This window comes from Pseudoalteromonas sp. SANK 73390 (assembly GCF_054966645.1).
Window position 1 is genome coordinate 26,237 of the sequence record NZ_ARPN01000035.1, and the last position, 11,146, is coordinate 37,382.

An 11,146-nucleotide genomic window follows, 5' to 3' on the forward strand; every position below is an offset into this window, starting at 1 on the left:
ATTTTTTATATAGATTAAGAGGTAATTGATAGCTTTAATCCCTCTTAACCTGTGGTTTTGGCAAGAGACTAGTTAAGCTTTGGGTCTGTGTTAGACTCTGAGAAATCGTCTTTAACAACTTCAGCTAGCTCGTCATGGATAGCTTTTGACATTACTTCTACCTCAGGAACCCATGTTTCAAATGCTTCTTGAACTTTAGGGTCGGTAATACCAAAGGTATCGAAGAAATTTTGGTATTTTTGCTTATCTTGTGACTGAATGTAATCTGACACGCTGCCGTCGTGTAGAAGGTTATAAGTCGCAGATAGAGTTGATGTTTCTCTATAAATTTCAGAGTTTGGGATTAATAGCTGCGGCTTAGATAAATGGCTAGATACTTCATTCGCTAGCATGTCACCTAGTGTAGTCTTAAAATCGCCACTGCTATTGGCCGTAATAAGATTATTATACTCAATGTCTGATAAGCCGAATACTTCAGCAACTTTACGAGGGCTTTTGTTGAATTCAGAGCGTACTTTTTCATCGAAAATTAAATTGTATAGTAAGCCTAAAATAGGCGCTTTTACTTTTTTACTTGAGTTCATTGTTTATCCTTATTTAGTCATGTTTTAGTATAAATCTAAGCATCCAATGAGAGCTATCAGAGTTCTTATTATCTCTAACCTTATGGACAAGAGAAGTGTAAAAAATTAACACATCCCCAAAATTAAGTTCAATATTAACTTCTCTTTTTAAATATTGTTCAAGACGATTGTCTTCTATTCTAATTAGAGGTCCGAATAAAATATGATTGAATGTCCCAATATTATGCGTTGAACATAGAACTTTGATTAGACTTAATCTCTGTTCTGATAAAGGGGTGATTACATGTATTCTCTTCGGATTTTTATCTTTTACATTCTCATCTTGGTGATAATGGACGTTATAGCCACTTAGCTCTTCAGGGAAAAGGGTAATAATGCTCGCTCCCTCTTCAAAGGTTAGTGATTTTTTTATTTTTTCTGAAATTTTTCTTTCTAATAATTTGTTTGATAGCTCTTTTATTTTTTTATTTATTTCTTTAGTCTCATAACCCATTGATAGGTACTTCACGTTGCAATCACTAACTAACTTGTGAGCATCTTTCAAGTCTAAATCTTCAACTCTATTGATTCTATTTTGAGAAAAGAAAGATTTAGTAACTTCACTTCTAATTTTAAGTAAGTCTTCTTTTTCTACTATTTTTCTTAAAACTAAAAAACCTACCTGTTCAAAATTCACGGCTCATAACCTCTAGTGCCCAAATGTTGTTGTTTGTTCTATAAAAATTAACTTCACTATTGGGGCATGAATTAATTCTTTTGTATAGAATTGGCTGAAAAAACTTCTCACCAATTACTTCCGAGTTTTTTATCTTTTCTTCAATATAACTAGGAGTCATTTCTTTTGTACTTATATAAAATGCAATCCAAAGTGAATACATTATTCCAGACATGTACTCGGGATTATTTATCCATTTTTCTATGCATTTTGCATCATCATTTACCCAGCCAGTTAATACTTCTAAGCAAGGGAGCACATATCCAAGTGTGCCATATTTTTCAAAATGTTCATTTACTGCATTTATATAAAAGAGAGCTTTTTCCTTTTGTGAGGAACCACTCTCATGGAGCATTAAACAAATAAAACAAGCGTAGCAACATGACTGGGCTACTGCATTATGGTCTTGCTTCTCTTTTCCAACAGCAATTGCTTCGTCGATATGTTCAAACGCTAGGTGAAAGTTACACTTGAAAGCATTTAATAGTGCTGAAATCATATACAGCATTGGCTTATAAGAAATACCAAAGCTTAAATCATTGCTTTTTAGTTGTTTAAAGTGGTCCAATATCCAAAATGCTTTGTTTATGTGCACTTCAGCATCATTTACTTTGCCTTGTAGCAGCATACTCTTTGCTAATACTATGTGTACATATACGGTTTCTATATCTTTGCTTTTCTCAATCAGCTCATAAGAGTATTTAATGGTGAGGGTTTTATTGTTGTTCATGTGATGGTAAAGCATGAGGAACCACATGGAGATAAAAAGACTACTTTGTAGCTTTTCATCTAAATCTATGTTTAGCTTTCTGCCTTGCCATAAAGATTTTAAAGCAATCTCTCTAATACTGGGGTGCCCGTAGCCTAGTTGACTTGACTTAGACTTTAGGGTAATCGACGAAACTAAGATAGAATTAGCTATTTGTTCTTTTTGGTCGGAGACTTTAGAGTTTACGTAACTCACATGCTTAAGAAGATCATCAAACCCTTTAAAATCATTGATAAATGATTTATGTTTTAGTACCAATAATGATGCTTTAATAGAATCGTTATACCGATTTGCGAGCAAATAATGTCTACTTATTAGGCTACTTGATTCGCTGGAGTTAGTCTTCCCTAAGCTTAACGTGTCTCCTATCGTTGCATGAAACTCAAGTTTCTTGTTAAGTAATATGGATTCGTATGCGGTATCTTTGATAAGCGCATGTTTAAAAATATAACTATCGTTATCTACTCTTCGCTGGTGGATGATTAAGTCGTTTTCTATGAGTTCATTTAAGTCGTTTTGAACTTGGTTTTCGCTTAGGGGCGAGGCGGCAACGAGTAGGTCGTATTCAAACTCTCGGCCAATGGTGGCGGCCAGTTGTGCGGTTTCTTTGGCGTAGAGTAAGCTGTCGAGTTTTTGTTGTAATGACTCTCGTAAGCTTGTTGGTACTTGGTCTAATTTGTCAGGGCTTACAAAATCAATGGTGCCATTGCTATCAGCAACCAGTCCTTTTTGTTTTAGCATACCGACTAATTCTTCAATAAACAGTGGAATGCCGTCGGTTCTACTGACCAATACATCTAACACATTGCGGGCAACACTATGGCCGTCGAATAAGTGAGCAATAAAGTCTTCGGTGGCTTGCTCTGTGAGCTTTTTAAGATTCACGTCCATTAAAGTTAAATCTTGTAGCTGGCTTGGAATATCTTGTCTTGAGGTGCTAAGTAATACGTGCCCTGAGGTAAGCTTTTGCGCAAAGTGATGCAAAAACTCAAGCGTGGCGCTGTCAGCCCAATGAATGTCTTCAACAATATAGAGCTTGAGCTCGTTAAGCGAGTGTTGGTTGGCTAATAACAATGCACTTAAACCATTGTAAAGTAGCTCTTTTTGAGCATCAGGTGCCAGTGCTGAGGGTTGTAACTCTTCTCCTAACTCAATATTTAACCATACCAGTAAAATTGGTAAAGTTTGATCAATGTTAAGGGTGCTGTCTTGTTCCTTAAGGTGCTTGCTAAATAACGCACATGCGTTTTTTGTATCAAGGTTTGTGGTGTTAAATAGGTAACGAAGTAGAGTCAATATTGGGTAGAGTGCATTGTTTTGATGCTCAGGTAGGCATTGTGCAACAAGGTGTTGAAATTGCGCAGAATTAGCACGTATTTCTTGCAATAGTCGCGATTTACCAATGCCTGCTTCACCATGAATATGGGCAATACGGGTGTTATTGTTATCGGCTTTTATTAACGAGAGTGTTTGTTCAAGCTCTTGGTGGCGGCCAATTAGCTCATGATTATTACGTGTACCACGCATAAATCCAAAGGCTTCTACTCGGCGCTCTCCCACTAAATTATACACATCAATAGGGTCAAAAATTGGCCCCATCTGGGCTTGTCCGTAGCTGGTAAATTCAGAGTATGAGTCGAGAATAGCCCTCGATTCTGCGGTACAGAGAATTTGCTTTTCGCCGGCTTCTCGGGACAGTGCCACTGCAATGTTGGCATTATAGCCTTCAGGCACCGCGTTGGCGTAAGTGATAAATACCCCAGTATGCATACCAAGGTGTACGTTGATAGCCACATTATGTGCTTCATGCATTAAAGCATTACGTTTACTGAGTTCACTGACCATTTCAAGTGCGGTACGAGCGCATAATCGCGTGTCGTTATCACTGGTCACTGGGTAGCCGTAATAAAACAAGCAGGTATCTGATAAGTTTCCCACATGGTAAGCGCCATAGCGTGTGGCTATATCAATCAGGTTATTGCGCTGAGATTTGTAAACAGTATCTATTACATCGTAGTCTTTATCGCTGTTATTCAGTGCTTTTACACTTAACCGTACCGCAAGCACTGTTAGCTGTTTTCGCTCAGTCAATGCAGTGTATTCTTGCAGCGCTCTGTGGTTTGGGTCATCATCACGAATCAGTACGGTGGTGTCGTCAAAGCCATGTTGCGCATTAGCATCGGCAAGTACGCCAACTAGGTTTGAGACGTTAATAGAGGATAAATCTGAATATATTTCGTTGCCTGTTATCACGCGTTCAGTGGCATTTTTATGTAATACACGGCGCAGTAATTCAGCCAATGGGTGGCCTAGCAATGCGCTGGGAATAGGAATATGTACATCGCTTAATTGCTTATGATAAATTGATGCAATACTGTTACCTGTGACGGCGGGTAACCCTGTTAAGCATTCTAAAAATACTAGACCCCACACGTACAAGTCAGATTTTGCAGACGCAGGTTCTCCACGCAGTTGCTCAGGTGCGCTATAAGAAGGCGTGCCGAGTGTTTCTTGCGTAAGTGTTAAGGTATTAAAGTCTGGTTGGCGACTCTCAGTTACCAGCGTACCAATGCCGAAGTCTAAAATCTTAGCGTGAATTTTGGCACCTGAGTTGGTCAACATGATGTTGGCAGGCTTTATGTCGCGATGAATAATCCCTTTTTGATGAGCATGAATAAGTGCATCGAGCACTTGAAGCATCACATCAGTGGCGGTCACAGAGTCTAGTGCGTGCTCGGAGGTTAAATGTTCACGCAGTGATACGCCTTCAACATATTCAAACACCCCATATAAAATGTCCTCGTTCACTTGGCCTCTATCTAACAAACGCACAATATGAGGGTGTTGTAATTGGCTACTTAGTTCAGTTTCGCGTTTGAATCGCTCAATATAACGTTGTTTTTTTTGTTCTTCACAATGGGGCTCTAAAGCTAAAAACTTGATAGCGACTAACTGGTTGGTGTTTTTGTGTTTGGCTTTAAACACTTTACCAAAGCCACCTTCACCAATCTTATGGAGCAGTTCATAATGCTCAGAATTGAAGCTCGAGGTGATAAATTCGTCTGAAAATTGTGTGAGCGACATAACTTAAGTATTCCAATAAAGAACTTGCAACCAGATCCTTTGATAAACTTCCTAGTTACAATTCAATTATAATTTTTATTGGCAAGAAAACTTATCCCTTCCATGCACTTGCCATACGTCGTTGAGTATAGCCTACCTTATCGGTAGAACTTTAGGGAACTTAAATTACATATTTGTTAATTATTTTTGGAAATCTTTGATAGAAGCAAGTGTCTGCGAGTGACACTTGCTTTAAAAGCGGGTTATTTGATAGTTATGTTGATGTTTTCTAATATTTTGGTTTGTGTGGCGTACGTTCTGCTGCTTGATGCGTAGCGGCCATCAACCGAGCCATAACGCCTGCGTTCAAAACTAAATTTAACCGTACAGGTAAAGTTACTGTTTAGTTCTTCATTCTTAAAAAGGCCAATGGTTTCAAAATCAACAACCTGTATTCCATCATCTTTTATATCATTATAATTGTAAGATTTGGTGATTTCTTTCTCACCATGCTTGCAAGTACTATCAACGTTTATTTTAAGTGATTGATCGCCTATAATTTTCGTTGCTTTAGCCCATTGCAATTCCAAAGCGCTATCTGCAGAAAATGTTTGGTAAGCCTGTGGCGCAAGTATCAAAATAGGTTCTGGAAGTGTTACTTTGCTACTAAGCGTAACTTTATCTTTGGCTCTATAAAGCCTGATTTCATACTGAGTATCAGCTTGGTAATATGGAAAGTTTGCTCGATAATCAATATCAAAAATCTTGTTATCTTTGTCCATATTTTTAGTCATGTTTGCTGAAATAGCATTGTTTGTTGCTGTGACCGAGAGTTTATCTCCTTGCACTAAATTTATATTGTTGCCGTTTCTGCTACTTACGTTGAGTTCTGCAACAACTTTGCTGATATCACCATCAGACTTAACCAAAATATCAGACCAAATAGCCTCGGTTTTAACTAAGTTTGAATTAGTATCTGAAGAGCATGCGCTGACGAGTAGGCTGCAAAGCGCAATAGTGCCTAATTTGAAATGAGACATAATATATCCTTATAGATATTTTTAAGAAATTTTGCAGATCGTACTTTAGAAACAAAAAGGTTTGAATATGTAAATACAATTAATAACAATTTCGCACACATTCTAACCGCGCTGTTTAGTCTAGCAATGTGATTTTAAGTTGAGTTACTTTAAGTGTGCAGTTAAGTGCTGATAAATGTGTATTTAATACTTGAGTGGCAGTTTGCAATTGAGTTGCACTTAAGCTCTGCGAACAAAACAGTTGCACCACCAGTGTTGTGTTTAACTTTTTTAAAGAGGCTGTATGGCTTAAGTAACAAAATTGAGAAAGCTCGTCTTTTAAGGTATTACACGCATTTGTGAGCAGTGAGATTAATTGTTTTTCTAAGCGCTTTTCTGTTTTTGTCATAGTGATTTAGATGCCGCGTAAATCCAACAACGTTTACCTGATTTAAGCTTTGCTTCTACGCGTACATAATCATCTACTTCATAGTCATCGGCTTTGGTTAGCTCATCATCAGTCAGTGAATATACAGTGCCTTCAACTAGGTTATAGGTTTTACCAGTATACACTAAAATTGGATGAACATTTTTACCGCTACTGGCTATAACGGCCGGGTCGGTTATTGTTATTTCATCTACTAAGTAGCCCATTAATGTGTCTTTATTACCTTCGAGCTTTCTACCAAAAGTGTCTAGTTGCACTTGAATTTGCTGCAGCGTGCCATACGAAAAGAGCTGTTCCATGTTGTACCTTAGTAATGAATAAGGCAAAACTATAACAAAAAACCTACTAAATTAAATATCTTTTGGTCTGCCTACATCGCCCTGGCTATAGTCGCACACACCTTGCGAAAAAATAGTTTTTAGAGCCGTGATATCTTGCTGGGACAAGTTTGTGCCGTAAATACCGCGAGTGATTGCTAACTCAACATTTATTAAAGCACATTTAAACATGTCTCCTGCCCATGGCGCACCTGCTTCAATCCGACTTGTGCTGTACATAGGAAAACGCGATTGACACTGGCCCTCAATACGGTTATTCCATTGCCCATCAAAGACCTTTGGCCCTGCTGAATAAACACTGCCGTCTTCGTTAAAACAACTATCTTTTAGTGTTTTAGGTTTTTCTTTAACAACCTCTTCGGGCGTACCATGCTTGATGTTTAATAGCCATTCATCCATCATTGCAAAGGCCTTAACGGTTGGGTCATATTCCTTGTGCGCTACCCAAATAATATGATTTTTGCTGTGACCTTGCATTTTCTCTATGCGTAAGCGGCTATAAAATGAGGCAGACATGTGATGCATATCGAGTTCATTCTCTAAGTAATGTCGGGCGTCTATTATAGGGATGTGTACTTTACCTAAAAATACTTGTCCTGAACGATAAGCTGCTTGCATTGCTTTAACAGAGCCATGATGACGAGGCGCAACCCCCTCTTGAGGTTGTGTAATGTTATCGCTACCCCAAAGTGATAACCAAAGCGGAACCTTGGTGCCCAATGGTGTAATGATATGTTCTTTATGCATGTGTTCTTGAGCTTTCCATGCGCCTATTTGGCGATTAATATCTAAAAATTCATCCATTGAAATCTGCTGATTAAGTAAGGCATTTATACCATATTGCACGCCAACATTGTCCCAAGTGCTCAGGCCAAAACCTTGTTTATTGGTGCCAAGAATATACTGCATATCTTGCCAATAACTCCAATTAGTTTGTGCTACTACAGGTTTTGCAAAAAACTGCCTTAAAAAACCTTGTTTTGGGTTATTTATAAATGCAGATAGTCCAAAGTAACCGTTAATACATTCGCTATTGCCATCAGGGAAAGAGGGCACAAACCCTGCCATTAACTGGTTTAGTGGTTGTAAAAAACCCGCGCGTTGAGGAAAGTCATTAATGGCATTCATGCCTTCAATTAGCCGTCTGCGCTCCCAATCTAACCACGATTTTCTATTGTCTGCTCTAAACGTAAAGTAATTGTTGAGTAAGTCACAATCTAGCGCATAGGTGGTTTGGGTTATCATATCAGGGTAGCTATAAAGTGGAATTAGCCCATCTAAAATCCCGCTGCTATTTTGCGCAATCAGGTATTGTGCAAGTCCGCCACCAGAACCGCCAACACCAACTGTATAAAGCGGCTCACCATACAAGCTAGTAAATTGTTTTTTAACGCGCCGTGCGGTGTCTTCTGCCAATAGCATATTGTAGGTGTAACTGGTTTTGTTGCCGCTAGAGCTTATTACGGCATAACCATCAAGTAATTGCTGTGCTTGGCGCTGCATTACTTTCCAAGCATGCTGTCGACCTTGGCGGTAACCAATACCAGAGCCGCCATTAAATTGATAAATTAACCGCTTGTTCCATTGAGATTGCGTTAGCCTGTCACCTACTTCTTGGTTTGAAATTGGCATAATAAGGGTGTAAATGAAGCGGTTTATTGTGCCTCTTTCAACTCTAAATAGCGGTCCTTGGTGGTGTTTAGCTTGGGTTGCACCGAGCTGTTTTGGAGTTAAGCTTTTATCCAAAGTGTAATACTCAAGCTTAGTTTTTAAAGCGCAATCTTTGCTGTACCCGATCATCTTATTATGTTGATCAAACACTGCAACACCATACCCTTGTTGGTTATCTACTTCAGGTTGCCCGAGCCCCGAGTCAACCGTCATGCAGAAAAATGGGTATTGATTTGGACCGGAATATAAGTTTGTTGATGGCCCTATTTGCCCAAGGTTGATGGGAAATGGATAGGGGTCCTTTGGGCGGGGTACTTGGGAAATGTGCGGATAAAAATCAAGCAATAAATTGCTTTCACTTGGGGCTATTGCCTGCACTTGTCTATGACTATATTCATCTTTTCTCAGCATAGGCCCATACAAAAGTATACAAACTATAGTCGTTGCAATTAATATAATGGATGCAATGTACTTAACGTATTTTTTCATAGCGCCACCTACTGCGTTTGGCTTATATACTAAGTTTAGGGCAGCAAAAAATGAGTCGTTGTTATCACTTTGTGAATTGTAGATAAGCCAATGAAGTGGTGCTAAATTTAGTCTTAAGCTGCGCTACGAGTTAGGTGCTTTTTGGTGCTTGTGCAACAAATTCGTCAAGACTTTAAGACAATACCTGAAAGAGAAGGGTTACTGTGCACACACCCTGTCTCGTCCTTGATTCTTGGCTTTGTACATTGCTGCATCTGCGCGCTTAAGTGCTTGTGTGTATGATGGATCAGACGCTAAAATTTCAGTAACACCAACGCTAATAGTAATGGTGTTTAGCCCAAAATCTTGGCTTTCCTTAAATGCTAGCTTAACATTTTGGCGCAGTCGTTGCGCTGATTGAATGGCTTTATCTTTTTGTATGTGGGGTAAAATAACCACAAATTCATCGCCTCCAAAACGGCAAAGGATGTCTGTTTGGCGTAATGTTTTTTGACATGTACTGGCAACTTTGCAAATTGCTTTATCGCCAGCGTGGTGGCCTGCACTGTCGTTTAACGCTTTGAGATGATCAAGGTCAAACATGAGGATTGATACACAATAATCGTGTCTTTTAAACGCATTAAAGTGATAGCTTAATTCACGTTCAAGACGTCGGCGATTGAATAGCCCCGTGAGTAAGTCTGTGTCACTTTGTTCTCTAAGTTGTGTTTCAAGTCGGCGTCGCTGAGAAATATTACTGGCAACCCATAACACCATATCTTCGTCATTTACTTTAAAATCGAGGGGGGTTATGCGGGCTTCAAACCACATTTTTTCGGTGGTGTCTTGTTTGGGTAGGCCTTTAACATCTTGATTACTTAGTTCATATTCTTCAATTAGCAACGCTTGCGAGTCTAATGCACGCGCAATGGTGTCAATAAACCAGCTAGCTTTTTCTGGTACTATTAAATCATTAATAGATTTGCCTATTAAGTTGCTACCATCATGATAATAACGTTCATCTTTACCACCAAAAATAGCAACGTACTTGCCACTGCGTGATAGCAAAAAAGCAGGATCTGGTAACGCCGCCAGTACTGCGGACATCTGTTCAGCGTTAATCATTTAATTCCTCAAGTACTTAATACTTCTGTATCGTTTATTAATTGTAAAACACGCAATAAAATCATCCACTATAGTTATTAAAATTTTATGAAATGTGTGAGTCAGAGTCAATTTTTATGCGCCTTTAGGTAAACTCATAAAAGCACGTACCGCTTTATCTCTAAATGTTAAATCAGTCGCTAAATTTGATTCACTGTAACTTTTACAAAATGAGAGTGGGTCTCCTTGGTGTGTTAAAAGCTCATCTGGATTGGGCATTTTGCTTATTATTTGACGCCAACGTACTTGCATTGCTTTAGGGGGCGGTGGCAGGTTAGCTAAGATTCTTTGTGATAAAGCAAATTCACTGTTCATGGCAACTTTTAGCATGTCATCGTTTGCTGCTGCAAGCCAACTGGCACCTTTTTCATTTTCACAAATTAGCGGAAAATAAGGTGCTAAAGCTGGAAAAGCCGTATTTTGATACACAGTCACTTGCCAGTATGACTGGGCAATTTTTACAAATTGCTCAAAGTCTTCAATAGCTGAAAAGCCTGACTGTTCAAGCTTTTTTATCTCAACCCTAGGTTTGTTAGCATTGACTGTGTCGTTGGCACAGTCAATATACCAGTGCCCTACAACAATGGCATTTTGAAAATATTCGTCTCTGAGCGATCCCCATACTTTTTGGAGTTCTTTTTGAGCGCTTTGCATGTAATGTGCAAGAGGTGCGAGAGATTCGCTGTTATGCGCCAGTTGCGCATGGATCAATTTATACATCTCATCGCGTATTTCAAGACACCGGCCAAGCGGGTAAGGTTTATCTGAAAAAGCAGGGTACTGAGGTGCTAATGTTAGGTCTGCTTTTAGACGAAGGTTAGCGAGTTCATAGGCAAGTAAATCTATCTCTTCTTTTGTCATAGGGTTAGCTATTTTATTAATTATGTTGTCAGTATAGGCATGTTCT

General features: G+C 38.9%; 9 protein-coding genes. All 9 read right to left on the reverse strand.

All coding sequences use genetic code 11. The features are described from left to right. Positions 1–68: 68 nt before the first annotated feature. The 9 genes from SANK73390_RS02715 to SANK73390_RS02755 all read right to left on the reverse strand — a co-directional run bounded on the left by SANK73390_RS02715 (position 69) and on the right by SANK73390_RS02755 (position 11,100). Positions 69–584, reverse strand: coding sequence for a hypothetical protein (locus SANK73390_RS02715; protein WP_462763222.1), 516 nt, complete (start codon positions 582–584; stop codon positions 69–71). Between the two features lie 13 nt (positions 585–597). Continuing rightward, on the reverse strand, positions 598–1,260 hold the full coding sequence (locus SANK73390_RS02720) for a hypothetical protein (protein ID WP_462763224.1): 663 nt from the start codon (positions 1,258–1,260) through the stop codon (positions 598–600). Continuing rightward, a complete protein-coding gene (locus tag SANK73390_RS02725; protein ID WP_462763226.1) occupies positions 1,250–5,152 on the reverse strand; it encodes a TOMM system kinase/cyclase fusion protein in 3,903 nt (1,300 codons plus the stop codon). Before SANK73390_RS02725 ends, SANK73390_RS02720 begins: the two co-directional genes overlap by 11 nt. 242 nt (positions 5,153–5,394) lie before the next feature. Then, positions 5,395–6,171, reverse strand: a complete 777-nt coding sequence (locus tag SANK73390_RS02730; RefSeq protein ID WP_462763229.1) for a hypothetical protein — start codon at positions 6,169–6,171, stop codon at positions 5,395–5,397. Positions 6,172–6,286: 115 nt separating this feature from the next. Next, positions 6,287–6,559, reverse strand: coding sequence for a hypothetical protein (locus SANK73390_RS02735; RefSeq protein WP_462763232.1), 273 nt, complete (start codon positions 6,557–6,559; stop codon positions 6,287–6,289). Next, the gene (locus tag SANK73390_RS02740) at positions 6,556–6,897 is read right to left on the reverse strand and encodes a gamma-glutamylcyclotransferase family protein (RefSeq protein WP_462763234.1); all 342 of its coding nucleotides are present in this window, start codon (positions 6,895–6,897) and stop codon (positions 6,556–6,558) included. The genes SANK73390_RS02735 and SANK73390_RS02740 overlap by 4 nt, the downstream gene beginning before the upstream one ends. 51 nt (positions 6,898–6,948) lie before the next feature. Continuing rightward, positions 6,949–9,096: a DUF6351 family protein gene (locus tag SANK73390_RS02745; RefSeq protein WP_462763237.1), complete on the reverse strand. Its 2,148-nt coding sequence runs from the start codon at positions 9,094–9,096 to the stop codon at positions 6,949–6,951. 198 nt (positions 9,097–9,294) lie between these two features. Then, positions 9,295–10,200, reverse strand: coding sequence for a GGDEF domain-containing protein (locus tag SANK73390_RS02750; protein ID WP_462763239.1), 906 nt, complete (start codon positions 10,198–10,200; stop codon positions 9,295–9,297). 114 nt (positions 10,201–10,314) lie between these two features. Next, complete coding sequence (locus SANK73390_RS02755) at positions 10,315–11,100, reverse strand: hypothetical protein (RefSeq protein ID WP_462763242.1); 786 nt, start codon at positions 11,098–11,100, stop codon at positions 10,315–10,317. Between the last annotated feature and the right edge of the window lie 46 nt (positions 11,101–11,146).